Origin of the sequence: uncultured Paenibacillus sp. (assembly GCF_963515335.1) — a bacterium.
Taxonomy (GTDB): Bacteria; Bacillota; Bacilli; order Paenibacillales; family Paenibacillaceae; genus Paenibacillus_I.
Genome location: NZ_CAUPYC010000027.1, coordinates 22,678 through 47,756, shown reverse-complemented (window position 1 = coordinate 47,756; position 25,079 = coordinate 22,678). Strand labels below are relative to the sequence as shown.

The window sequence follows — 25,079 nt, the reverse complement described above, 5'->3', positions numbered from 1 at the left end:
ACTTGCGCCTGCCCGCCCAGTATGCCCGCCGTGCCGACCTCGAGCGCGACCCTGGTGACCTCGGAGGCGAATGTGGACAGCTGCTCCACCATCGCGTTGATCGTGTTTTTGAGCTCGAGAATTTCACCCTTCGCGTTGACGGTAATCTGCTTCGACAGGTCGCCCTTCGCAACGGCAGTCGTCACCTCGGCGATGTTCCGCACCTGGTCGGTGAGCGTCCCCGCCATGAAGTTAACGCTGTCGGTCAAATCCTTCCAAGTACCCGAAACGTCCTGAACGTCGGCCTGGCCGCCGAGCTTGCCTTCCGTCGATACCTCGCGTGCGACGCGGGTAACCTCGGAAGCGAAGTTGCTGAGCTGGTCGACCATCGTATTAATCGTGCTCGACAGCTGCAGGATTTCGCCCTTGGCGTCGACGGTGATTTTTTTGGACAGATCGCCTTTGGCGACCGCCGTCGTCACCTCGGCGATGTTGCGCACCTGGTTCGTCAGGTTGGAGGCCATGTAGTTAACGGACTCGGTCAAATCGCGCCATGTGCCGGCGACGCCGGTTACTTCCGCCTGGCCGCCGAGCTTGCCTTCCGTGCCGACCTCCAGCGCCACCCTGGTAACCTCGGAGGCGAAGGTGGAGAGCTGGTCGACCATCGTATTGATCGTATTTTTCAGTTCGAGAATTTCTCCCTGGAATTCCGCCGTAATTTTCTTGGAGAGGTCGCCGTTCGCCACGGCGGTCGTCACGACGGCGATGTTCCGGACCTGGTTCGTCAGGTTGGACGCCATCGAGTTGACGCTTTCCGTCAAGTCGCGCCACGTGCCGGACACGCCTTTGACGTCGGCCTGGCCGCCGAGCTTGCCCTCCGTGCCGACCTCCCGCGCGACGCGCGTAACCTCGGACGAGAAGGTGGAGAGCTGGTCGACCATCGTGTTGATCGTATTTTTGAGCTCGAGAATTTCGCCCTTCGCGTTAACGGTAATTTGCTTGGACAGGTCGCCCTTGGCGACGGCCGTCGTCACCGCGGCGATGTTGCGCACCTGATCGGTCAGGTTGCTCGCCATGTTGTTCACGCTGTCGGTCAGGTCCTTCCACGTGCCGGACACCCCCTTGACGTCGGCCTGGCCGCCGAGGATGCCCTCGGTGCCGACCTCGCGCGCGACGCGCGTGACCTCGGAAGCGAACGTGCTGAGCTGATTCACCATCATGTTGATATTGTTCGCCGAGCGCTGGAATTCGCCCGTCAGGGCGCGGCCTTCGAATTCAAGCTCCACCTTCTGGGACAGGTCGCCTTGCGCGACCGCGTTGATAACGCGGACCATCTCGCTCGTCGGTTGAATGAGGTCGACGACAAGCCCGTTCAGCGACTCGATCGTCGTTTCCCACGCGCCGCCCATATTTTTGTGGACGAATCTGCGGGAAAGCATGCCTTCCTTGCCCACGACGCGGGCAACGGTTTGCACCTCGTTCACGAACGCTTCCTGGATGTCCATGATCTCGTTGAATGTGTCCGCAACCTTCCCCGCGACGCCGGTATAATCATAAGACATCCGGTGCGAGAAGTTTCCTTTCTTAAGCGCCATCAACGCGTTGAGCAATTCGCCCGTATCGAGTTGATCCTTGCCCGCTTCCTGCTTGCGATCCTGCTCCGACATGGCAACTATCCTCTCTCACGTAATTAGTAAGATCCACTCTGCTGTAGAAAAAGATCGAATCGCGGTCGTAGTCGGACCGGCGACGCCGTTTAAATAGAATCCAATGGGTTATATACCCGATTGATCGATTTTTGAAACAGGGAAGTGTCGAATCTATACGAAATTAACGAAATGAATCGGGACGGCGCACGGATAGGCGCATGAGCGACGGGAATGTGGTATTCTAGTCGTAGTTATTCAAGCTTAGATGATCAAGAAAGGGGAACGATGGCGCAATGGCTTTCTATGAAGCGTTCGAAGGCATTTATCAAGGGGAAAAAGCGGTCTGGCTGAAGGCGGGCCGCTTCGAGGCGGCGCTGCTTCCGGAAATCGGCGGCAACCTGATTGCGTTCAGGGATAACGAGACGGGAAGCCGTTTTCTGCATGAGCCGGAGCCGGACGAGATGGAAGCGTTCAAGGCGAATCCCGGCATTTACGGCATCCCCGTTCTTTTTCCGCCCAACCGGTATGAAGACGGCAAATTCGCATGGAACGGGAAGACGTATCAGTTCCCCGTGAACGAAGCGAGCACCGGCAATCATTTGCACGGCTATGCCCACTTGTCGGAGTGGGAGCTGATCCACTTCGGTTCGAACGAACGGGAGAGCTATGCCGAGGTTTCGCTCAAGGTGACGGAAACGCATAGGATGTATGAGTTTTTGCCTTTTGCCTTTACCATTGCGCTGCGGTACGGACTTAGCGAGCTGGGCTTGTCCCAGCAGGTCTTGATTCGCAACGAGGGCAGCGAGACGATGCCTTGCCTGCTTGCGTTCCATACCGCGGTTAACGCGCCTTTCGCGCCGGAAGGGAATGCGAAGGATTACCGGCTGAAGCTGACGCTCGGCAACCGTTGGGAGCTTGACGAGCGGATGCTGCCGACCGGCCAATTCCAGAAGCTGACGCCGGAAGAGGAGCAGATGCGCGGCGAAGGCGTTTATCCGTTTTTCGCGGAGATGGACAACCATTATACGGCGGCGCCGCAGAACGGACGCAACCGGATGGAGCTGACGGACACGAAGCTCGGTTTGACGCTCGTCTACGACGTCGGCACCTCCTACAAGCAGTGGATGATCTGGAACAACTTCGCGACTGAAGGCTTCTTCTGTCCGGAGCCGCAAATCAACCTCGTCAATGCGCCGAACGTGGCGCTGCCCGCTGAGGAAATCGGTTTGTTCGGCCTGGAGCCGGGCGCGATATGGGAAGAGAGGGCCCGGCTGTACTTGAAATAACCGCTCTGCGTCAGCGCGCGGCGACGAAAAGCGAAACCCCCGGGAAGCGGGGGTTTTTGCCGTGGCGGGAATGGATTGCGGGCGGCCGGGAAACGGTAGTATAATCATCGGAAAAACACGACGCACCGCAATCGGCGATTCGCAACGGATGAGTGAAGGACGGGTCCTGCGGTGGAAAAAGGGGATGGCTGCGCATGGCGCGTTTGTACGGAAAGCGGATCATGCTCCGCGAATACCGCAGGGACGATTTTGCCGCGATGCGGCGATGGGTGAACGACCCTGAAGTCACGAACCTGCTGTCGGATGTTTTCTTATATGCCCATTCGGAGCCGGCCACTACGGCGTTTCTTGAGGGAGCGATGGCCGGCGGATCCGACCATAAAGGCTTCGTCATCGCCGATCTGCAGTCGGAAAGCTATATCGGCCAGATCGATCTTTTTCGCCTGGATTGGAAAAACCGTTCGGCCGAGCTCGGACTCGTGATCGGAGTGAAGGAACTGTTCGGGCAAGGCTATGGAACGGAGGCGATCCGTTTGATGCGGAGCTTCGTTTTTTACCGGATGAACCTGCGCCGGCTTTATTTGCAGGTGTACGATTATAATACGCGGGCCTATCGATGCTATCTGAAATGCGGCTTCAGGGAGGAGGGACGGCTCCGGGAGGCGCATTACTATAACGGCCGCTACCACGATATTATTCTGATGAGCGTGCTGAGGAACGACGTCATGCAGGGCGAGGGGATCGGCTTTTAGGAATTTCCGATGATTCAAATGATTCGCAAGCAGCAAAAAAACAGTTCGTCGACTTCTTGTTTTATACCGATTTACAAAATCTTAACTGCTATTTTACAGCAAGGAAACAATGGAATGCGCATAATTTAACAAATTTATCCTAAGATCGAATGGAGTCAATCAGTACCTATGTTTGGAACACCACAAAATCATGAAAGTAGGATGTAGATGAAGAGAAAACTGTCAATCCTTCTTGGCACTGCTGTTATGCTCACTTCCGTAAGCATGTCTGCAGCTGCGGCGGAATCCGATTCACCTGCAGTAACCGCTCAACAGCAAAGCGCTGCGGGGAACCTGGTTCAGGCCAGAAAAGTTTTGAATGATCTGGGGGCCGCAATCGAATGGGATCATGAAACAAAATCCGCAATTATCGAACTGGAAGATCTGAGTATTATCATCGATGCAGTGGAAAAATCCGCGTTGTATAATGGCAAGCAATTTTTCTTCGAGGAAGGCATGCTTACTTTTGCGGATGGACGGCTCTATGTTTCCGCGGCATTTATCGAGACCGTTTTCGGGGGCATGTTAGTGGAAGTGTCCGGCACTTATTCAATCGTAAAAGAAAAAAATGAAACTAGGAGTGCATGACAATGTTTAAAAAATGGATCAGCAAACCGGTCTTGATTATGGCCGCTATCGGTCTGTTGTTTACAACGACAGCCCAGGCGGCGCCTGCAAAATTGACGGGGTCGATCGATGTCGACGGGTCCAGTACGGTATTTCCGTTAACGGAAGCGGTAGCTGAAGAATTCGGCAAGATACATAAAGGTGTTCGTGTTCCGGTGGGCGTTTCGGGTACCGGCGGCGGCTTCAAACGTTTTTGCGAGGGAGAAACGGCAATCAGCAATGCATCCCGTCCGATTAAAGATTCCGAGAAAAAAGCGTGCAAGGAAAAAGGAATACAATACCTTGAATTAACGGTGGCTTATGACGGTTTGTCCGTTATTGTAAGTAAGGAAAACAAATTTGTCGACAAGTTGACGGTTGAAGAATTAAATGCGATTTTCAAACCGGAAAGTACAGTTAAGACCTGGAAGGATGTAAGAACAAACTGGCCGGACGAGACGATTAAGATTTTCTCCCCCGGATCGGACTCCGGTACATTCGACTATTTCACGGAAGCGATCAACGGCAAGGCGCAATCCAGCCGGAACGACAAGCAAATGTCTTTCAGCGAAGACGACAACACTCTCGTATCGGGTATAGCCAACGACAGATATGCGATCGGTTATTTCGGATATTCGTATTACGAAGAAAATAAATCCAAGCTGAAGGTCGTGGCGATCGATGCAGGTAAAGGCGCAATCGCTCCATCCCCTAAAACGATTGCAAATGGTACGTATGCTCCGTTATCGAGGCCGCTTTTCATTTATGTTAATAAAAAAGCATTGACTCGTCCCGAAGTAAAGGAGTTTACGCAATTCTACTTGCAGAACGCGGGCAAATTGTCCAAAGAAATAGGTTTCGTGGCTTTGTCCGACAATTGGTACAAAACCCAACTGAAACGCATCAAATAACGAACGCGTATCGTGAAAGAGTCCGAGATTCTCTTGTAGAATTTTGGACTCTTTTCGTTTTGGTTGCTTGGTGGAGAGGGATGGCACAATCGCGAGTTGTATTCAATCTTTCGACAAAACCTGTACCGGACTCGAATTTTAACATGAAATTTACAAAATACGCGTATTGGATTTACAAACACTAGGTAAGATGTTTTTTGTAAGGTTTGACACAAAAAACAGAACTTAAGGAGTGGTCTGGTTGTTTAACCGTAACAAACGTATGGGGCTCTTGATGCTGTTCATGGTGATGGTGCTGATTGTGGCTGCTTGCGGCAAAGCGGCGAACGGCAACGGCGGGGCAGCGGGCGGCGAAGGACAAGCGGCCGAAAACAAAACAAACGCAGGCGGCCAAGCGGACAACGTGGCGTTGTCCGGCACGATCGCAATCGACGGTTCGAGTACGGTTTTCCCGCTGACGGAAGCGGCGGCTGAAGAGTTCGGCAGAGAAAACGGCGATGTCCGTGTAACGGTGGGCGTCTCCGGTACCGGCGGCGGCTTCAAGCAGTTCTGCAACGGCGAAATTGCCATCGCGGACGCTTCCCGTCCGATCAAAGACGAAGAAGCTGCCGCATGCAAGGATAAAGGCATTGAATACACGGAATTGAGCGTGGCTTATGACGGATTGTCGGTTGTCGTAAGCAAGGAGAATGATTTCATCGACAAGCTGACGGTAGAAGAACTGAACAAAATGTTTGCAACGGGCAGCACGGTGAAAACCTGGGCGGACGTGCGCTCCGGCTGGCCGGCCGAGGAAATCAAAATGTTCTCGCCGGGCGCGGACTCCGGCACGTACGATTACTTCAACGAAGCGATTCTGGATAAAAAAGGCATCCGCAACGACGCGCAAATCAGCTTCAGCGAAGACGACAACACGCTCGTACAAGGCGTGAGCGGCAACAAGAACGGCATCGGGTACTTTGGCTTCGCTTATTACGAGGAAAACCAGGACAAGCTGAAAGTCGTTCCGATCGACGGCGGCAAGGGCCCGATCGAACCGACCATGGAAACGATCAAAGACGGCTCGTACGCCCCGCTTTCCCGTCCGCTGTTCATCTACGTGAACAAGAAAGAAATGGAACGACCGGAAGTGAAAACCTTCGTACAGTATTATATTGAGAATATCGGCAACATGGCGGGCGAAGTCGGTTATATCCCGCTGCCGGACGAGAAGTACCAGGAAGAAGCGGCAAAGCTCGAAGCATAAGCCGCGTTTGACAGAAAACAAAAAAAAGCGATGTCTCTCGAATTGGAGGCATCGCTTTTTTCTGCCGTTCTGCTTCATAGCGTGACCAACGCTATGAATAAAACTCCCTTTTTGTGCAAAAAATGAAGTGAATTCATCGTAATGGCCCGCCATTTTACACAGCGTTAACAAAACGTGTGTTTAAAGTTTACAAAAATTTTGTATGATCATTTTTATGGTGTATCCCAAACATATCAGAAGGGCAATAAAAAGGAGTGGTCTGGTTGTACAACCGTAACAAACGTAAGGGGCTCTTGATGCTGTTCATGGTGATGGCGCTGATTGTGGCTGCTTGCGGCAAAGCGGCGAACGGCGACGGCGGGGCAGCGGGCGGGCAGAACGAAGCCGCGGCTTTGTCCGGCACGATCGCAATCGACGGTTCGAGTACGGTTTTCCCGCTGACGGAAGCGGCGGCTGAAGAGTTCGGCAGAGAAAACGGCGATGTCCGTGTAACGGTGGGCGTCTCCGGTACCGGCGGCGGCTTCAAGCAGTTCTGCAACGGCGAAATTGCCATCGCGGACGCTTCCCGTCCGATCAAAGACGAAGAAGCTGCCGCATGCAAGGATAAAGGCATTGAATACACGGAATTGAGCGTGGCTTATGACGGATTGTCGGTTGTCGTAAGCAAGGAGAATGATTTCATCGACAAGCTGACGGTAGAAGAACTGAACAAAATGTTTGCAACGGGCAGCACGGTGAAAACCTGGGCGGACGTGCGCTCCGGCTGGCCGGCCGAGGAAATCAAAATGTTCTCGCCGGGCGCGGACTCCGGCACGTACGATTACTTCAACGAAGCGATTCTGGATAAAAAAGGCATCCGCAACGACGCGCAAATCAGCTTCAGCGAAGACGACAACACGCTCGTACAAGGCGTGAGCGGCAACAAGAACGGCATCGGGTACTTTGGCTTCGCTTATTACGAGGAAAACCAGGACAAGCTGAAAGTCGTTCCGATCGACGGCGGCAAGGGCCCGATCGAACCGACCATGGAAACGATCAAAGACGGCTCGTACGCCCCGCTTTCCCGTCCGCTGTTCATCTACGTGAACAAGAAAGAAATGGAACGACCGGAAGTGAAAACCTTCGTACAGTATTATATTGAGAATATCGGCAACATGGCGGGCGAAGTCGGTTATATCCCGCTGCCGGACGAGAAGTACCAGGAAGAAGCGGCAAAGCTTCAGGGGTAACTTCTGGCAATAAGGGGAGGAATGTGGTGTCCGAAGAGGCATCACATTTTTCTGCGTCAGCATATCGAACAATCGGGAAGACAAGGAGATGTCCCAGACATGCAGGATAACGGTTTGCAAGGCGCCGATCGCGCACAGAATCTCCAATCGCATACGTACAGTTTCAAGAACAGCAGAGGTTCTTTTCTTAACCGGATTATGCCGATCGTTCTGTTTCTGTGCGCGGCCGTTTCGATTGTGACTACAATAGGAATTGTTTATACGCTCTTTACTGAAACATACAACTTTTTTAAAGAAGTGCCGTTTGCGGATTTTATTGCGGGAACGAAGTGGTCTCCGCTGATTGAGCCGAAATCGTTCGGCATCCTGCCGCTGCTCAGCGGCACGTTCCTGATCACGGTCATCGCCTGCATAGTCGCCATCCCGGTCGGTCTGGCAAGCGCGATCTACTTGAGCGAGTATGCCACCGCCCGCGTCCGTAAGATTGTCAAACCGGTTCTCGAGGTGCTGGCCGGCGTGCCGACCATTGTTTACGGCTATTTTGCCTTGACATTCATTACGCCCGTCATTCAGTTTTTTATCCCGGAAATCGGTGTGTTCAATGCGCTGAGCGCAGGCATTGCCGTAGGGATCATGACGATTCCGATGGTATCGTCGCTTAGCGAGGATGCGATGAGCTCGGTCCCGCGGAGCCTCCGGGACGGCGCGTACGCGCTCGGAGCCACCCGCCTGGAGGTCGCTCTGCGCATTGTGGTTCCTGCAGCCTTGTCCGGGATTGTGGCATCGGCGGTGCTGGCCTTCTCCCGCGCGATCGGAGAAACGATGATCGTGACCGTCGCCGCGGGAGCGACTCCGAAATTGACTGCAAATCCGCTGGAGAGCATTCAGACGATGACCGCTTACATCGTACAGGTCAGCTTGGGAGATACGCCGCAAGGCACCCTTGAATACGGCACGATTTTTGCCGTCGGTATGACGTTGTTCGTCATTACCTTTCTGCTTAATATTCTCGCCCAATATGTGGCAAGACGATTCCGGGAGGAGTATTAACGATGAGCATGCTACAGGATGCCGATCGGGGGCAGATCGCCGGCCGCCGAAGGACGGACTTTATTCTCCATATTGTATTTGTTCTAAGCACCTCCATCGGAGTGCTTGCGCTGATGGCTCTGCTCGTGACCATTCTGGTGGACGGCGCCGCGAAGCTGCAGCCGGATCTGTTCACGAACTATCCGTCCCGCAGGGCCAGCCAAGCCGGGATGAAATCCGCGATAGTCGGAACGATCTATATGCTCGTTCTCATGGCTCCGATTTCTTTCATTCTCGGCGTAGGCGCAGCCATTTATCTCGAGGAATACGCGCGCAAGAACCGTTTTACCCGCTTGATCCAATTGAACATCAGCACGCTTGCCGGCGTTCCTTCCATTGTGTATGGGATTCTGGGTTTGACGCTGTTCGTCCGCCTGCTGAACTTGGAGCGCAGTTTGATGGCCGGAACCTTGACGATGACCCTGCTCGTTTTGCCGATCATTATCGTCTCGGCTCAGGAAGCGATACGGGCGGTGCCTAAATCGCGGCGCGACGCTTCCTTCGCACTGGGCGCCAACAAATGGCAGACCGTGTCCCGTTCCGTGCTTCCATCGGCGTTTCCGGGAATCCTGACCGGCGTCATCCTGGCCATATCGAGGGCGATCGGAGAAACGGCCCCGCTCGTGATGATCGGCGCGCTTACCTTTGTCGCTTTTCTTCCGAATTCCGTGATGGACTCTTTTACGGTTATGCCGATCCAAATCTTCAACTGGCTGTCCCGTCCGCAGCAAGAGTTTCATGCACTCGCGGCCGCCGGCATTATCGTGCTGCTGTCGTTGCTGCTGCTGATGAACTTCTCGGCGATCCTGCTGCGAAACAAATATCAGAAATACAAATGATACCAGAAACCGGAGGATCACTATGCGATCATTAATCGATATCCAGAAGCTGAATTTGTTTTACGGTGATTTCCACGCTTTGAAAAACGTAACCCTGGAAATTCCCGAGAAGGCGATCACCGCTTTCATCGGCCCTTCGGGATGCGGTAAATCGACGCTGCTGCGGACGCTTAACCGAATGAACGATATGATACCCGGGACAAGAATCGAGGGCAGTATCAGAATCGCCGGTACGGAACTGTATTCCGACGCGGTGGATGTCGAAACATTGCGGAAAAAAGTCGGTATGGTATTCCAGCAGCCGAATCCGTTTCCGAAATCGATCTACGACAATATCGCGTACGGGCCGCGTCTGCACGGCATCACAAAAAAGAAAGAGCTTGATGAGATCGTGGAAAACAGTTTGCGTGCGGCCGCACTGTGGGACGAGGTAAAAGATCACCTGAAACGCTCGGCATTGAGTATTTCCGGCGGGCAGCAGCAGCGTTTGTGCATCGCGCGCGCTCTGGCCGTTAACCCTGACATTCTGCTTATGGATGAAGCAACCTCTGCGCTGGACCCGATTTCAACCTTGAAAATCGAAGAACTTGCGCAAGAGCTGAAGGATCGTTATACGATCGTTATGGTCACGCATAATATGCATCAAGCGGCTCGCGTATCCCATCAAACCGTCTTTTTCCTGAATGGAGAGGTCATTGAGTATGCGGGTACGGAAAAGCTGTTCTCCAATCCGAGCGATCAACGAACCGAGGACTACATCAGCGGGCGCTTCGGATAACACACAGCGGCATCATTTATAGGAGGGAACCCGATTATGACAAGACGGATTGAATTCGACCAAGGATTAGAGGAATTGAATAAATTGATCGTGGAGATGGGCGGAAGAGTGGAAAATGCGCTTTCTGAAGCGATGAAGGCATTGGCGGCGGTCGATATAGAGCAAGCCAAACTGATCATCAGGGCAGATTCCGAAATCAACCAGATGGAAGAAAAAATTACGGACATCGGGTCGAGACTGATTGCCACGCAACAGCCGGTCGCCAAGGATTTGCGCCGGATACTGGTCGCTTTCAAGATATCGAACGATTTGGAGCGCATGGCTGACTTGGCAGTGGATATCGCAAAGGCGGTAGTGCGCTTCGAGGGACAGCGTCTCATCAAACCGCTTGTCGACCTCCCGCGGATGGCGGAGACCGTTCAGACGATGATTTACGAGTCGACACAGGCGTTTATTCGCGAGAGTGTGGATTTGGCTTACAAAATGGCGAAGGATGACGATGCGGTAGATGCGCTTTACAGCCAAATCTTAATGGATTTGTTCGCCTTGATGATCGAGGATCCGAAGAACGCCAATCAGGTGATGAATTTAAGCTTCGTCGGCCGCTACATCGAACGCATCGGCGACCATGCGACAAATATCGGAGAGAGCGTGGTTTATCTTGTGACCGGCAAACGTCCGGATTTGAACGCGTAACCTCATTGCTTGCCTAGGTACGATAAATTCCCCGACGCTGCTGAATGGGTGATTAGCAACCACCTGTGCTCGGGGTTTTTTCGCCCATAATATCAGCATTTGATTATATAATTTAATCATTATATAATGATGAAGTGGTTGGATCGTTTCTTGTGATGGAGATGAGACCAAGAGGGGGTAACAAATGGAGGATCGTATGGATGAGATGGCTGAAGTGTTTAAACTGTTGGGGGATAAAACAAGGCTGTCCATTATTGCGTTGTTGAACGAGAGGGAGCTTTGCGTATGCGATATTGTCGATCTTACCGGCATGTCCCAACCGAACGCCAGTCAACATCTGCGAAAATTAAAGACAGCGGGGCTGGTAAATGAAACCCGTAAACGACAATGGGTTTATTATTCCCTCAGCTTACCTGTCAAACCGTATCTCCGGGGCATTTTAGACCATTTGCCGTCCATGAAAGACAAGATTGAAGCCTTAAAAGGAAACGACTGTGAGGTGCAGGAGCAAGCATGATTTCAACCGCGCTTGTCATTTTTCTCGTGACCCTCGCCTTTGTGATCTGGCAGCCTAAAGGCTTGAATATCGGTTGGTCTGCCGCAGTTGGGGCGGTTCTCGCTTTAGTATTCGGCGTCGTGTCTTTCACCGATGTCATCACGGTGACGGGTATTGTCTGGAATGCCACCTTGGCATTCGTGGCCATCATTCTGATTTCGCTAGTCCTGGATGAAATCGGTTTTTTCGAATGGGCCGCGTTGCATATGGCGCGGCTTGCAAACGGCAACGGCATATTAATGTTTGTTTACATCATTCTGCTCGGCGCGGCGGTGGCCGCTTTGTTCGCCAACGACGGGGCGGCCCTCATCATCACGCCGATCGTTCTGGCGATGGTGCGCGCCTTAAAGTTTGATGAAAAAATGGTTTTGCCGTTTATTATGGCAAGCGGCTTTATCGCGGATACGGCATCTTTGCCGCTTGTTGTGAGCAATTTGGTGAACATCGTATCGGCAGACTATTTTGGAATCGGTTTTGCCGAATATGCCAGCCGAATGATTGTGCCTGATTTTTTCTCCATCGGGACCAGTTTGCTGGTGCTCCACCTTTACTTCCGCAAGAGCATTCCCAAAGGCTATCATTTCGCCCAACTCAAAAAGCCGCACGAAGCAATCAAAGATATGAGGTTGTTTAAGTGGTCCTGGGTCATTCTGGCCGTATTGCTGGCGGCTTATTTCCTGAGCGGGCCGGCCGCTGTTCCGGTGTCCGTCATCGCCGGCGCGGCAGCCGCAGCGTTCCTCCTGGCAGCGCGTAAAAGCCCCGTAATCCATACGGCAAAATTGGTCAAAGATGCGCCTTGGGCAGTCGTCATTTTCTCCATCGGCATGTATGTCGTCGTTTATGGTTTAAGAAATGTCGGACTTACGGACGTGCTTGGGTCCTTTATTCAATCCGTCGCGGACAAAGGGCTTTTCATCGCAACCATCGGCATGGGCTTTATCGCTGCCTTCCTGTCTTCCATCATGAACAATATGCCGACCGTGATGATCGATGCGCTGGCCGTCAATGGAACGCAGACGCAAGGCGTCATACGCGAGGCGCTCATTTACGCGAATGTGGTCGGTTCCGACTTGGGGCCGAAAATAACGCCAATCGGATCCCTGGCCACTCTTTTGTGGCTGCATGTGCTTTCCCGCAAAGGCGTGAAGATCGGCTGGGGTTATTATTTTAAAATCGGAATCATCTTGACGGTGCCTACTTTGTTCATGACTCTTACGGGGCTTTACTTATGGCTTCGATTTATTCATTCATCCAATGTGAACATCTGGATTTCTATCGGCACGATCGGCTTGGCCATTGCGGGCGCCGCTTTGGTTGTGAACCTGATTCGGGCGAACAAGCAGGCGAAAAGAGGGCACCAGCGTGTTTAACCGCATTGCATAATGTTTTGCCAAAATAATCATGATAACTAAGGGAGTGCGTCAACGATGGAGAAAAAACCGCTTGTTTATTTTTTGTGCACAGGCAACTCCTGCAGGAGCCAAATTGCCGACGGGTTCTTAAAAGCCTTGGGCGGCGATAAATACGAGGTGAAAAGCGCCGGACTTGAAGCGCACGGATTAAATCCGCGCGCCGTGCAGGTCATGAAAGAAGCAGGGGTGGATATCGGTTCCAACACGTCAGATGTTATCGATCCCGATACTTTGAACCGTGCAGATTACGTTATTACGCTTTGCGGCCATGCGGACGAACACTGCCCGGTGATTGTGAACCGGAATGTAACCAAGTGGCACTGGGGCTTCGACGATCCCGCAAAAGCGACGGGTACGGAAGAACAAATTATGGCCCAGTTCCGCGAGGTGCGCGATTCGATCAAAAGCAGGATTGTGCGGTTTGTCCAGGAAGGCAAGTAATTTTTGCATCATGTTTTTCCCAGGACATGATAACGAACATACATCCACCTGAAAGGCTGGTATCGAATTGGATCTTGAGAAGGAACATAACGAAGACGGGTCGCCTTCGGACAAAACAATAGTCGAGCAGGTGAATATTGAGATGGATCGTAAATTCTACGGAGAAAATGAGGTGCGGCAACCTGAAGAAACGACGGCGCCGTTCATTAACCGCAATCAGAGTTGAATCGCGGACTTGCGGTGTGACCGATTTTTGTCGAAATTTAACATACGCTTTACACACCCAGGCATCTCATTTGATCATGGTCAATTAAGATTTGGTAAAAGACAGAGATTAGAGGAGATGGAAGGGGTAGCATGTTAGTGGCAAAACGGATGGAACAAACGTCAATTCCGGTGATTATACCGGAAGTCGAAGAGCGGCCCGGCTATCGTTCGCCGGTGATTTCGGATGCCGTCCGTCCGGCTATATCCGTTCATCCGACCGATTCCTGCGAGCATACGGCCAAATTATTCGAGCTCCATGCGGACGCCGAATGTTTTGTCGTTTGCAACGAGGAACAGGCACCCGTCGGGCTCATTATGCGGGACCGTTTTTTCAGAAACCTGAGCAGGCGGTTCGGCACCGCCCTGTATTATGAAAAGCCGGTTGACCGGCTGATGGATCCGAAGCCGTTCATCGTCGACAAATCGGTGCCGCCCCACGAGCTCTTGGATCGGGCGCTCGGACGGGAGGGAGCATCGTTCTACGATTGTGTCGTCGTTACCGACGGAAGCAAGCTTGCCGGAATTCTGTCGGTTGCCGATCTGCTCGATATTTCCCGGTTGCTCCAGAAACAGGCTATAGAATCTCAAGTCAATACAATCCTGGGAGCCGAGCGTATGATGCTGGAGATTAACGAGGCTGTCACGGCCGTTCGCCGATCGAGCGCCCAAGGAGACGCATTGTCCGAGAAGATGGTCGACCTGACGTTAAAAGGGAAAAATGAGCTGAACGGCGTCGGTGAGGCGTTCTCCGGTTTCGCTGAGCGCACGATCAAGCAAGAGATCCAGATGACAGATCTGCAGAAGCGGGCGAACGGCGTCAACCAAGTGTCCGCCCTGATCCGTGAATTGGCCGATCAATGCAACCTGCTTGCCGTCAATGCGACGATCGAAGCGGCGAGAGCCGGCGAGCATGGAAGGGGCTTTGCCGTCGTGGCTGATGAAATAAGGAAGCTTGCGACACAAACGAAGCGATCGGCGGACGAGATTACGGACACCGTCAAGGCGATACTTGAATCCGTGTCGAAAACAGCCGAGCTTGTCTGTGCCGGCAAAGAGTACGCGGCCTGCAGCGAAGCTTCGGTGTCCCGCGCGGAGGCGGTATTCGAGCAATTATTCCATGCGGCAGCCGACAACAGAACCAGCGCCAGGACAATCGATGCCTTGGCCGCGAAGGCCTATGAACGATCGGAGAAAGTCACGGGAGACATACTCCGATTAAGAAGAGATCTGCAAACTGCAAACCGCCAGTCTTAAAGATTAGTATACATACATGTCGCAACGGTGGAATTTTGCCGCGGTTTTGCTATAATAGGCATAACGACAATCGAATAAGCACCGGGGGAGCTGGGCAGGCCGGCTGAGAGGGTATCCCGCTATACGATACCGACCCTTATACCTGATCTGGATAATGCCAGCGTAGGAACACGGTAAGCCGCGCTTTGACGCGCGTTTCGCTTGCGGAGCGCGAAGGGGTGGCGGTTGTCACGCGAATAGACGCCTTGGGATCGGGGGCGTTTTTTTGTTGTCGAAATATGGGTGGGGGAAGAGAGAGGGACAAGACATGAGGAACAAGGTTCGCAAAGGCTGGAAATGGAGCGTCGCCTTGCTGGCGATTATGCTGGCGCTGGCGGGCTGCGGAAGCGGCGGCAATAACGGCGGGGGAAATAACGGCGCGGCCGGGGAGAACGCCGGCAACGCCGGAGGCGGCAATGCCGCCGCGAACGTTGGGGGAACGAACGGCGAAGCGGGCACGGACGGTGCTGCAGACGGGACGGAAGAGCTCGCGAAGGTGAAGGTGATGCTCGACTGGACGCCGAATACGAACCATACGGGGCTCTACGTCGCGCGCGACAAAGGCTTCTGGCGCGAACGCGGACTGGACGTGGAGATCGTGCAGCCGGGCGAAGGGACGGTCGAGCAGCTGATCGCTTCGGGCGAAGCCGAGTTCGGCGTCAGCTACCAGGAGCAGCTGACGATGGCGCGCACCCAGCAGGTGCCGATCGTGTCGCTGGCGGCCGTGATTCAGCACAACACGTCGGGCTTCGCTTCGCCGGTCGATAAGAACATCAAGACGCCGAAAGATTTCGAGGGCAAGAAGTACGGCGGCTGGGGCTCGCCGGTCGAAGAGGCCGTCATCGGGTCGATCATGCAGGCGGAAGGCGCCGACGTAAGCAAGGTGGAAATCGTCAGCACGGGCGTCACGGACTTTTTCACCTCGGTGAAGCGGGACATCGATTTTGCCTGGATCTATTACGCGTGGACGGGCGTCGAGGCGGAGCTGCGGGGCGAGCCGATCAATATGGTTTATTTGACCGACTACAGCGACAAGCTGGATTACTACACGCCGGTGCTCGCCACGAGCGAGAAAATGATCGCGGACAAGCCGGACATCGTGCGCGCTTTCGTCGAGGGCGCGGCGGAAGGCTATAATTTCGCGATCGACAATCCCGGCGAGGCGGCCGATGTGCTGATTGCGGCAGAGCCCGATTTGAACAAGGAGCTCGTGAAGGCGAGCCAGAAATGGCTGGCCCCTAAGTACCGTGACGACGCGGCCCGCTGGGGCGAGCAGAAGCTTGAGGTATGGTCGAATTACGCGGAGTGGATGACCGAGCGCAAGCTGCTCGAGGGCGAGTTCGACCCGCAGAAGGCGTTCACGAACGACTTTCTGCCGCAATAACGGCGGATGAAGCTTGAACGAGAGGAAGATGGGGAACGATGGCCGACGCGCTGCTGAGCATTCAAATTTTGCCGCACACGCCGAACGGGGAAAGCGTCATTCCGTATGTCGACCGGGCAATCGAGATCGTCAAGGCGACGGGGCTGCCTTACCGGGTCGCGCCGCTCGAGACGACGATGGAGGGCGATATGGACCGGCTGCTTGCGGTGGTGAAGGATATGAACGAGGCGATGGCGGAGATGGGCTGTCCGTCCGTCATTTCGCAGATCAAAATCTACTACAATCCGAAGGACGGCGCCTCGATGGGCCGTCTGCTGGAGAAATATCCCGATGGGCAATAGCCTGCGCAAAGGATGGCCGCCTCTGGCGGTCATTGCCGTTTTCCTGGCCTTGTGGCAGGGCGCCGTCGCCCTTTGGGACATCCCCGCTTACCGGCTCCCCGGTCCGGTTGAAGTGGTCCGGGAGGCGCTGCGGGACGATGTCCGCGCGAGGCTCTGGTCCCATACGCTCGCTACGGGCGCGCGCACGCTGATCGGCCTCGCGCTCGGCGCGCTGGCGGGCGTGCTGCTGTCGGTGCTGCTGCATCTGGTGCCAGGCGCGCGGCGGGCTTTGTCGCCGATTCTTATTCTGTCGCAGAACATACCGGTCATCGTGCTCGGGCCGCTGCTCGTCATTTGGCTCGGCTTCGGGGAACTGCCGAAAATCGTCCTCATCCTGCTTGTCTGTTTTTTTCCGGTTACGCTTTCGATGGTGACGGGACTGCGGCAGGGCGATCCGAAGCTGCATAATTATTTGGCCATGATCGGAGCGGGCAGATGGACCCTCTTTATGAAGCTGGAACTGCCGAACTCGGTGCCGTTTTTGTTCTCGGGTCTCCGGATCGCGGCCGCCTACAGCGTGACGTCCGCGATCGTCGCCGAATGGCTGGGCGCCAAGGACGGGCTCGGTTATTACATCAAGCTCGCGGCGAATGGGTTCGAGACGGCGCGCGTTTTTGCCGGAACGGCGATCGTCGTGCTGTTCAGCCTGCTGCTGTTCGTCGGTGTCGTGCTCGCGGAGCGTCCGTTCGCGCGCTGGCAGCCGAAGCGGGAAGGAGGCGGGACCTGATGAAGCACGCGCTGGAAGTGAACGCGGTGTCGAAACGGTTCGGCGGTGTTGAGGTGCTGGACGGGGTGTCGCTTGCGGTCGGCGAAGGCGAGTTCGTGTCGCTGGTCGGACCGTCGGGCAGCGGCAAAAGCACGCTGTTCCAGATCATCGGCGGCCTGGAGCGGCCGGATTCGGGCGAGATCCGGATGGACGGCCGCAAGGTGACGGGCGAGCGCGGCCTGATCGCTTACATGCCGCAGCAGGCGTCGCTGCTGCCGTGGCGGACCGTGGCCGGCAACGTCGAGCTCGCGCTTGAAATCGCAGGCGTGCGCGGCGGCGAAGCGCGCCGCTTGACGCGCGAATGGCTGATGCGGGTCGGGCTGGAGGGTTACGCGGACGCTTATCCGCATATGCTGTCGGGCGGCATGCAGCAGCGGGTGTCTTTCGTGCGGGCGCTGCTCAGTCCGCGCCGTCTCATGTGCCTCGACGAGCCGTTCGGCGCACTCGACGCCCTGACGCGGATGCATATGCAGCAATGGCTGCTGTCGATATGGGAGGCGAACCGGCGGTCGGTGCTGCTCGTCACCCATAGCATCGAGGAGGCGCTGCTGCTGTCGGACCGGATTATCGTGCTGTCCGATAAGCCGGCCTCGGTGCTTGAGGAGGTCGGCGTGCCGTTCCCGCGTCCGCGGGACGGGCGGTTGTGGAGCTCGCCGGCTTTCAATGCGTTGAAGGAACACATTTACGGGCTGCTGAAGCCGGCGGCGCAAGGCGGTTTCTGAGACCGGCGATGTACCGGGAACGAACCGTTCCGAAGCGACCGAAGACCGCGGCCGCATAAAGGGGGAGTTGCGAATGACGGAGCTGAAGTCGGAGCATGGCGGGATGAAGTGGATCGACAGCCACATTCACCTGGATTTGTACGAGGAGCAGGAGCGGGAGCCGCTGCTTCGGGAAGCTTTTGCGGCGGGCACCGAAGCGGTCGTCGCCGTATCGATGAATCTGGCCTCGTGCCGGGTCAATCGGGGGGTGTGGAGAGCTGATCCGGACCGGGTTTTGCCGGCCTACGGCTTCCACCCCGAGCAGCGGCTGCCGTCCGCGGAGGAAGAGGAGGAACTGTTCGCCTGGATTCGCGAGCGGCACCGCGAGGGCGAGCCGTTCGCGATCGGCGAGGTCGGCCTGCCGTATTATACGCGCACCGAAGCCGAGGCGGCGGGCGAACCATTCGATGAGGCGCCGTATGTGCGCCTGCTGGAGCGGTTCACGGCGCTGGCCGCCGAGCTGGATCGGCCCATCGTGCTGCATGCCGTCTATGACGATGCGGCCAAGGCGTGCGCGCTGCTGGAGAAACACGGCGTGAAGCGGGCGCATTTTCATTGGTTCAAAGGTCCGGAAGAGACGATCCGGAGGATGGCGGCGAACGGCTATTTCGTGTCGGTGACGCCGGACGTTGCGTACGAAGAGGAGATAATGGCGCTTGTCCGCAGCTATCCGGCGGAACTGATCATGACCGAGACGGACGGGCCATGGCCGTTCGGGGGATCTTATGCGGGCAGGCGGACAAGCCCGGTTATGGCGGGCGACGTCGCGGTGCGGATCGCGGCGCTGCGGGGAACGCCCGCAGCCGGGGAAGCGGCCAGGCTGCTCGGGAACGCGAAAGCTTTTTATGGGATCGGAGCCGGGCGCGCTACTTCATGAATAAGCGGATAACGTACAAAATCAGCGACAGCGCGACACTGACCACGATGGACGTGACGATCGGAAAATAGAAGCGGACGTTTTCTTTTTCAACCGCGATATCGCCCGGAAGCCTGCCGAGCGGTATATACTTGCCGACCGCCATCCAGACGAGGCCGACGATGAACAGCACGGCGCCGGCAGCCATCAGCAGCTTCGGAATCGAGTTCATGCGATCACCCTTTTCAATGTTTTTCCTGTATATTACCCTGGAACAAGGAAGTAACGAAAGTGTAACACATACTTAATAATCGCCTCCACCAATCGACAGTATCCGTATAAACGCGGATGTATAATGGATTTGCACATAAACGTTATGTGAAAATGATGGAGGGATTCGCTATGGGAGAGCAAGAGCAAGTATTGAGCGGTCTGGAACTGTCCGAGGCGGCTGAGCAAACGGCAGCGGACGCGGAGCTGGACGAAGCCGTCGAGGAGACGGAAGAAGAGCTCGAAGCCGTCGAAGAGACGGAGGAAGCGGTATCCGGGGACGTCGCGGAAGACGCGGCGGCTGAGGAAAGCATCGCGGAAGCGGACGCCGAAGCGGCAGAAGCGGCAGAAGTGGCAGAAGAAGAAGACGTTTAATACCTCTCCCGATAATCCAGTCACCTTCGAGGCTGTCCCCAAAGCGGATCAATCTGCTTAGGGGACAGCCTTTTCAGCATGGCTCCACCCGGATCAGAAAAGCTCGTCGAGCAGGATGTAGTAATCGATTTTGGCTTGATCGGGTTCCGTTATGCCGTATCGCTCCAGGAAGATCTCCGACCGTGCCTCCAGCCCGTTATACTTGAGGCTGCGGAGCGCGATTCCTACATCCTGGTAGCGGTCCGCCAAGCCGGCGCGGCCCCAGTCCACAAAGCCGCCGATTCCCGAGCGGCCGATCAGTACGTTAGGCACGCAGTAATCGCCATGTGTAAACACGATATCCTCCTCCGGCGGACGCGTCCGAAGCAGTTCTTCCAACAGCTGCGAAGGCTGCTTCCCCCGATTCGCCGCATCGAAATGGGCGGCGTTGACCAGTCCCCGACGAACCCGCTCCGCCGCTTCCTCAAGAACGACATCCAGCTTTCGGTAGAAAGGGCAGCCCCCGGCGCCGACGGAATGGATTTGCTTCAAGCCGTCCGCGTACAGGGTCACAAAACGTTCGGGCTCGGCAAGAACCGGGGCGGACGCGCCGTGCTCTCCCGGCACCGCGGTCGTCAACAGAAAGCGGCTGCCGCCCGATTGTCCGAAAAACAGAATTTCGGGCACCGGCAGCTTCCCGGCCAGCCAGCCGAGCACCCTGTAATCGGAATCGAGCGACTCGTCAGGGGCGATTTTGACAAACGCGGTCTGTTTTTGGCCGGCGGCCGCGATTCGGTACACCTGGCACCCGGATAAACCGACGGTCTCCTGCGTCCAGTCGGCTTCACAGGCCCATTCGGGAAAACCATCGGGCAACGCTGCGGCGACACGCTGCGGCAGTCTCATCAACGTGAATCTCCTTTGCGGTTTCATGCGAAAACGGTTGTCCCCATTATACCTGAAACCCGTTCGGAATTCGCGTCGTCAAAAGGGCAGAGGTGAAGGAGGATGAGGGAGAAAACAAAAAAATAGCAGGCTGGTTTATCTGGGAGCGGCGATGTTGGTGGCGGTCGCTTTGACGGGCTGTTCGGGTCAAAAAGCGCTTCCGGCGGAACGGGAACCGAGGCTGTTCCTGGTCCCGAAACGAGCCTGCCGTCCGAGAACATGGAGCTCGTTCAGCCGGAGGTTGAATTTGCGTCTTATTTTATAAGGCTTTTCACAAAAAATTCGGGGCCCCCTTTCGGGGGCCCCTTTCATGGGAGAGGAGAAACCGGACGAAGAGCTTATGGGGAAACGTAAGCCTTCTCCGCGGTTGTCTACGGCATCTCGCGATGCCGATAACTTAAGGATTGCCGAAACCGGGCCGAATATACCTCGGAACCAAATCTTTTTTGCCAACAGGGGAAAATATGGTACGATAGCGTCAGACAGAAACCTGCACGAAACGCATGGCACAGGGGGGCGTCACGAACGTGAGAGTCATTGCGGGCGAGGCGAAGGGCCGGCCGCTTAAAGCGGTTCCGGGCATGAATACGCGCCCGACAACGGATAAAGTAAAAGAAGCGATGTTCAGCATGATCGGGCCGTTCTTCGACGGAGGACAGGCGCTCGACCTGTTCGCGGGCACCGGCGGACTCGGCATCGAAGCTTTAAGCCGCGGCATCGACAAGGCGGTGTTCGTCGACAGCGACCGTCAGAGCATCGGCGTCGTCAGGTCCAATGTGGAAGCGGCGCGCATGATGGACAGGGCGGAGGTTTATTGCAACACGGCCGAAAGGGCGCTGAGGACGCTGGAGAAGCGGGGCATCGCTTTCCGGCTGGCTTTTCTCGACCCGCCGTACCGGATGAAGAACGCGGATGAACTAATGAAGGACATGGCCTCGCGCGGGCTGCTCGAAACGGGCGCGGTCGTGGTGGTGGAGCATGAATCGGGCCACAGGTACGCGGAAAAGTTCGGCGGCTTCGAGCTGCGCAAGCTTGCTTTGTACGGCGAAACGGCGGTTGCGATTTACGACTACAGGCCGGCAGACGGCCAAGGAGGATCCAGCGCGCATGAAGCTTAATGAGAAGCCCGTGTCGGTGGCGGTATACCCCGGCAGCTTCGACCCGGTCACATTCGGCCATCTGGACATCATTCACCGCGCCGCCAAGCAATTCGACCGGCTGATCGTGGCGGTGCTGAACAATACGAGCAAGATGCCGATGTTCACCGTGGATGAGCGTAAGGATCTGCTGCGCCAGGTGACGAAGGACATGCCCAACGTGGAGATCGACAGCTTCCGCGACTTGCTCGTCCGATATATGAAATCGCGCCAGGCGAATGTGATCATCCGCGGTATCCGTTCGATCTCCGACTTCGATTACGAGCTTCAGCTCGCGTCGACGAACCGTCAGCTGGACAGCGAGATCGAGACGATTTTTATGATGACGAACCCGAAATATTCCTATCTGAGCTCGAGCATCGTGAAGGAGATCGCCAAGTTTCAAGGGAACGTGCAGGATTTGGTTCCGCCCGAGGTGGAGTGGGCGCTCCGCGAGAAATATACGCGGGAGATCTAGATGAAGGAGCCGGTTGGGGCGAGGGTGGCGTCGGCAGCGCGTCCGGAGCGAGTTGCCGGGAGCCCGTTGCGGCGCAGCTTGGGGTTGTCAGACCGCATCCGGGGTTTGTCGGAGACGACAACCGGCCAAGCCGTTACCGGCTTGGCCGGTTTTGCTTATAAAAATTTTATATCCTTACGGGGTCCCCGAAAAGTAATATCGAAAGTTACATTGTTGCAAATCGAAGATGAACGACCACGATTAGAGGTAACTTTCGATGCGAGCGGACTTAACAGTCCGGTCGTCGGAATACGCTGCAGAGCTTCGCTTCACTTTTTGGGGTTATTTTGCGACAGCGCGATCGACAGCAGCGCGGCGGCAGCCAAAAAAGCGAGCAGCAGCGCGAAGGTTACGGGAGCGACCGCCCATAAGAAGCGCAGCCCTTCGGCTTGAATCGCTCCGCCGTCCGCCGTCCGGAAAACAGGCTCTGCCGGGAAGTAAGCGCCGGACAGCGCGGGGACGATCCGCTCGAGCAAGGACACGATCGGCTTTGCGAGCGGTAAAGCAACGGCAAAAGCCAGGGCCGCATGCAGCAGTCTTGCGGTGACAAACGGCCCAAGCTTCAGGCCGGCGCCCGAAGCCGCGCTTTGCGCCCCGAGCAGGGCGCTCCAACCGCTCCAGCCGAGCAATGCGGCCAACGCGGCCGCCGTCAGGGGCAGGCCGTACAACTGGAGGACGCGGCCGGCGGCGAATGCGCCGAGATGGGCTTCATAAATTCCGGCATAGGACAGCGGACGCAGCATCTCCGGCAGTCCCAGCTCAAGCAGCCGGATGAGCACGGAACCGGCGATCATGAAGCCGCCCACGGCCATAAGCCGCTGAACGCCGGTCGCCACCGCATCGCCCAACGCTTTGCCGAGACCGCGTCCGTCCCGCTTCCGCGCTTCTTCCATTGCGGCCCGTACCCGCGAGGGGAGTGAACGATGCCGGGCGGATCCGCCGCCGGTGCCTTCCGGCCTTTTCGACGTTGCGCTTTGGGGCGTGAAGCGCGCCATAAGGAAGCCAAGGAGCAGGCCCGACAGCCATACGGAGGCCGCAACGGCCGCTCCGAGCGCGGGCCTGTTCATGAAGCCGGCGCCGATCACGATCAGCATCAGCACCGGACTCGGCATATGCGAGAGCGCCATCAGGCGCTGGGCGTCGGGGGGACTCAGGCGTCCGTCCCGCTTCAAACGCGCCGCCGCTTCCGCTCCGGACGGGAAGCCGGCGGTCCACCCCAGGGCGACCGCCCAGCCCGCATCGCCGGGAAGGCGGAACGCTTTTCGCATAAGCGGATCCAGCAAGACGCCCAGAGCGTGTATCGCGCCGAGCGCAAACAGAAGCTCCGACAATACATAGAAAGGGAGCAGCCCGGGAAACACGATTTCCCACCAAACGGTCAGTCCCTGCAACGCGGCCTGAAACGAATCGCCGGGATGGAGCACCAGCGCGGCGGCCAGCGATAACAGCAGCATTCCTAGCAAGATCGAACGAAGCATGGCAAGCAACCTCCCGACTGGACGGATACCCGCAACTTCAGGAATGGAAGAGACGGCTATTCCAATGTACGCGGAAGGGACGGGCATTAGACCTCGGACGAAGGGGGAGCCGCATAATGGAGGCACGGCACAAGGGCGCGGCGGGCTCCGCGGTACGTTGGGCGCTGGCTGCAGCGGTCGTCATGATCACATTGCTGTACGTCCCGGCGCCTTATGTGGTGCTTCAGCCGGGGCTCGTCGAATCGGCGGCACCGCACGTCCGATCATCCGCCGAGCCGGACAATGCGGGCGCCGCAGGAGAATGGATGATTACGACGGTGTACATGAACCGGCGCATCAATTTCTGGACGGCGGCTCAATCGATGTGGCGTTCGGACCGTGAGGCCTACAGCAAGAGCAAATTTCTGCGCGGCGGCTCGATCCGGGAATATTCAGCGCGCATGGTCGTGTTAATGGAAGATTCGCAGAGCCAGGCGATCGAAGCGGCTTATAAACAGCTCGGCATCGGCTACGAGCTTCTGCCGGACTCGCTCGTCGTGGCGGGGACCGCGGGGAAGCGATCCGGTTTCGAGCCGGGCGATCGGATTACCGGTGTAAACGGCGAACCGGCCGCGAGCGGCGAGGCGCTGCTTGAACTGCTGAGGCAAGGCTATGGGTCGGGAGCGGCCGAACTTGCAGTCGATGTGGAGCGGAACGGCGCGGCCGCCGAGATTGCCGTCCGCGCACCGGAGAAAGCGGCGAATGCGGCCTCGGGCACTGCGGCTCAGCTGCTGCCCACGCTGCTCGGCGGCGTGGAGTTGATCGAACGGCGGAAGATCCGCACTTTCGATCCGGCGCATGCCGTATCGATCGAGGCGGGGGATGTCGGCGGACCGTCCGCCGGTCTCGTTTTCGCGCTGCAGATCGTCGACCGCCTGACGCCGGGCGATATGGCGCAAGGGCGCCGGATTGCGGCGACGGGGACGATTGCACCATCCGGCAAGGTCGGGGAGATCGGCGGCGTGGGGCTTAAAGTAATTGCCGCCCATCGGGCCAAAGCCGATTTGTTAATCGTTCCGGAGGGGAATGTTAAAGAGGCGGAAGCGAAAGCGGAAGACATCGGAGCCGGCTTCGACATTATCGGAGTGTCGACGCTGGACGAGGCCATCAGGGCCGTACGGTAAC

27 protein-coding genes and 1 riboswitch are annotated in these 25,079 nt (G+C 56.3%); of the genes, 23 read left to right on the top strand and 4 right to left on the bottom strand.

Features of this window, described 5'->3' with window-relative positions:
* On the bottom strand, positions 1–1,646 hold a 1,646-nt coding region (locus RWM61_RS10700), incomplete at its 3' end, for a HAMP domain-containing protein (protein ID WP_314000477.1).
* A 275-nt stretch (positions 1,647–1,921) separates the two neighbouring features.
* Between RWM61_RS10700 and RWM61_RS10695 the strand changes: the two genes are divergently transcribed.
* The 19 genes from RWM61_RS10695 to RWM61_RS10605 all read left to right on the top strand — a co-directional run bounded on the left by RWM61_RS10695 (position 1,922) and on the right by RWM61_RS10605 (position 19,236).
* Positions 1,922–2,914: an aldose 1-epimerase gene (locus tag RWM61_RS10695; protein WP_314000474.1), complete on the top strand. Its 993-nt coding sequence runs from the start codon at positions 1,922–1,924 to the stop codon at positions 2,912–2,914.
* A 194-nt stretch (positions 2,915–3,108) separates the two neighbouring features.
* On the top strand, positions 3,109–3,666 hold the full coding sequence (locus RWM61_RS10690) for a GNAT family protein (RefSeq protein WP_314000472.1): 558 nt from the start codon (positions 3,109–3,111) through the stop codon (positions 3,664–3,666).
* A 207-nt stretch (positions 3,667–3,873) separates the two neighbouring features.
* On the top strand, positions 3,874–4,293 hold the full coding sequence (locus RWM61_RS10685) for a stalk domain-containing protein (RefSeq protein WP_314000471.1): 420 nt from the start codon (positions 3,874–3,876) through the stop codon (positions 4,291–4,293).
* A 2-nt stretch (positions 4,294–4,295) separates the two neighbouring features.
* Positions 4,296–5,222 (top strand): PstS family phosphate ABC transporter substrate-binding protein, encoded by a 927-nt coding sequence (locus tag RWM61_RS10680; RefSeq protein ID WP_314000469.1) that lies wholly within the window; start codon positions 4,296–4,298, stop codon positions 5,220–5,222.
* A gap of 241 nt (positions 5,223–5,463) precedes the next feature.
* A complete protein-coding gene (locus RWM61_RS10675) occupies positions 5,464–6,468 on the top strand; it encodes a PstS family phosphate ABC transporter substrate-binding protein (RefSeq protein ID WP_399538386.1) in 1,005 nt (334 codons plus the stop codon).
* Between the two features lie 263 nt (positions 6,469–6,731).
* Positions 6,732–7,697, top strand: a complete 966-nt coding sequence (locus RWM61_RS10670) for a PstS family phosphate ABC transporter substrate-binding protein (RefSeq protein ID WP_314000467.1) — start codon at positions 6,732–6,734, stop codon at positions 7,695–7,697.
* Positions 7,698–7,895: 198 nt separating this feature from the next.
* A complete protein-coding gene (pstC, locus tag RWM61_RS10665; RefSeq protein ID WP_314000486.1) occupies positions 7,896–8,747 on the top strand; it encodes a phosphate ABC transporter permease subunit PstC in 852 nt (283 codons plus the stop codon).
* 2 nt (positions 8,748–8,749) lie between these two features.
* Positions 8,750–9,625, top strand: a complete 876-nt coding sequence (gene pstA, locus RWM61_RS10660) for a phosphate ABC transporter permease PstA (protein ID WP_314000465.1) — start codon at positions 8,750–8,752, stop codon at positions 9,623–9,625.
* 22 nt (positions 9,626–9,647) lie between these two features.
* Complete coding sequence (gene pstB, locus RWM61_RS10655) at positions 9,648–10,403, top strand: phosphate ABC transporter ATP-binding protein PstB (protein ID WP_314000463.1); 756 nt, start codon at positions 9,648–9,650, stop codon at positions 10,401–10,403.
* 36 nt (positions 10,404–10,439) lie between these two features.
* Positions 10,440–11,099, top strand: a complete 660-nt coding sequence (gene phoU / locus RWM61_RS10650) for a phosphate signaling complex protein PhoU (RefSeq protein WP_314000461.1) — start codon at positions 10,440–10,442, stop codon at positions 11,097–11,099.
* A gap of 184 nt (positions 11,100–11,283) precedes the next feature.
* Positions 11,284–11,616, top strand: coding sequence for a metalloregulator ArsR/SmtB family transcription factor (locus RWM61_RS10645; RefSeq protein ID WP_314000459.1), 333 nt, complete (start codon positions 11,284–11,286; stop codon positions 11,614–11,616).
* Positions 11,613–13,025, top strand: coding sequence for an arsenic transporter (locus tag RWM61_RS10640; protein ID WP_314000457.1), 1,413 nt, complete (start codon positions 11,613–11,615; stop codon positions 13,023–13,025). The genes RWM61_RS10645 and RWM61_RS10640 overlap by 4 nt, the downstream gene beginning before the upstream one ends.
* Before the next feature lie 57 nt (positions 13,026–13,082).
* Complete coding sequence (gene arsC, locus RWM61_RS10635) at positions 13,083–13,508, top strand: arsenate reductase (thioredoxin) (RefSeq protein ID WP_314000455.1); 426 nt, start codon at positions 13,083–13,085, stop codon at positions 13,506–13,508.
* 357 nt (positions 13,509–13,865) lie between these two features.
* Complete coding sequence (locus RWM61_RS10630) at positions 13,866–15,029, top strand: methyl-accepting chemotaxis protein (RefSeq protein ID WP_314000453.1); 1,164 nt, start codon at positions 13,866–13,868, stop codon at positions 15,027–15,029.
* Positions 15,030–15,102: 73 nt separating this feature from the next.
* A riboswitch (TPP riboswitch) is annotated at positions 15,103–15,216 on the top strand.
* Positions 15,217–15,336: 120 nt separating this feature from the next.
* Complete coding sequence (locus RWM61_RS10625) at positions 15,337–16,452, top strand: ABC transporter substrate-binding protein (protein WP_314000450.1); 1,116 nt, start codon at positions 15,337–15,339, stop codon at positions 16,450–16,452.
* Between the two features lie 38 nt (positions 16,453–16,490).
* Complete coding sequence (locus tag RWM61_RS10620) at positions 16,491–16,793, top strand: MTH1187 family thiamine-binding protein (protein WP_314000448.1); 303 nt, start codon at positions 16,491–16,493, stop codon at positions 16,791–16,793.
* Positions 16,783–17,559: an ABC transporter permease gene (locus RWM61_RS10615; RefSeq protein ID WP_314000446.1), complete on the top strand. Its 777-nt coding sequence runs from the start codon at positions 16,783–16,785 to the stop codon at positions 17,557–17,559. Before RWM61_RS10620 ends, RWM61_RS10615 begins: the two co-directional genes overlap by 11 nt.
* Positions 17,559–18,320: an ABC transporter ATP-binding protein gene (locus tag RWM61_RS10610; RefSeq protein ID WP_314000444.1), complete on the top strand. Its 762-nt coding sequence runs from the start codon at positions 17,559–17,561 to the stop codon at positions 18,318–18,320. The genes RWM61_RS10615 and RWM61_RS10610 overlap by 1 nt, the downstream gene beginning before the upstream one ends.
* 73 nt (positions 18,321–18,393) lie before the next feature.
* The gene (locus RWM61_RS10605) at positions 18,394–19,236 is read left to right on the top strand and encodes a TatD family hydrolase (protein WP_314000442.1); all 843 of its coding nucleotides are present in this window, start codon (positions 18,394–18,396) and stop codon (positions 19,234–19,236) included.
* Here the strand turns inward: RWM61_RS10605 and RWM61_RS10600 are convergent.
* Positions 19,226–19,447, bottom strand: coding sequence for a DUF2905 domain-containing protein (locus RWM61_RS10600; RefSeq protein ID WP_314000440.1), 222 nt, complete (start codon positions 19,445–19,447; stop codon positions 19,226–19,228). The genes RWM61_RS10605 and RWM61_RS10600 overlap by 11 nt on opposite strands.
* A 170-nt stretch (positions 19,448–19,617) precedes the next feature.
* Between RWM61_RS10600 and RWM61_RS10595 the strand changes: the two genes are divergently transcribed.
* Positions 19,618–19,860, top strand: a complete 243-nt coding sequence (locus RWM61_RS10595) for a hypothetical protein (protein ID WP_314000438.1) — start codon at positions 19,618–19,620, stop codon at positions 19,858–19,860.
* A 93-nt stretch (positions 19,861–19,953) separates the two neighbouring features.
* Here RWM61_RS10595 and RWM61_RS10590 read toward each other — a convergent pair whose 3' ends face one another.
* The gene (locus RWM61_RS10590; protein WP_314000436.1) at positions 19,954–20,745 is read right to left on the bottom strand and encodes an APH(3') family aminoglycoside O-phosphotransferase; all 792 of its coding nucleotides are present in this window, start codon (positions 20,743–20,745) and stop codon (positions 19,954–19,956) included.
* Positions 20,746–21,311: 566 nt separating this feature from the next.
* Between RWM61_RS10590 and rsmD the strand changes: the two genes are divergently transcribed.
* Positions 21,312–21,902: a 16S rRNA (guanine(966)-N(2))-methyltransferase RsmD gene (gene rsmD / locus RWM61_RS10585; protein WP_314000433.1), complete on the top strand. Its 591-nt coding sequence runs from the start codon at positions 21,312–21,314 to the stop codon at positions 21,900–21,902.
* Positions 21,892–22,398, top strand: coding sequence for a pantetheine-phosphate adenylyltransferase (gene coaD / locus RWM61_RS10580; RefSeq protein ID WP_314000431.1), 507 nt, complete (start codon positions 21,892–21,894; stop codon positions 22,396–22,398). The genes rsmD and coaD overlap by 11 nt, the downstream gene beginning before the upstream one ends.
* A 308-nt stretch (positions 22,399–22,706) precedes the next feature.
* Here coaD and RWM61_RS10575 read toward each other — a convergent pair whose 3' ends face one another.
* Entirely contained in the window at positions 22,707–23,915 is a 1,209-nt protein-coding gene (locus tag RWM61_RS10575) for a nucleoside recognition domain-containing protein (protein ID WP_314000429.1), read from the bottom strand.
* 116 nt (positions 23,916–24,031) lie between these two features.
* Here RWM61_RS10575 and RWM61_RS10570 point away from each other — a divergent pair, with 116 nt between their 5' ends.
* Positions 24,032–25,078, top strand: a complete 1,047-nt coding sequence (locus tag RWM61_RS10570) for a S16 family serine protease (RefSeq protein WP_314000427.1) — start codon at positions 24,032–24,034, stop codon at positions 25,076–25,078.
* Position 25,079 lies beyond the last annotated feature (1 nt).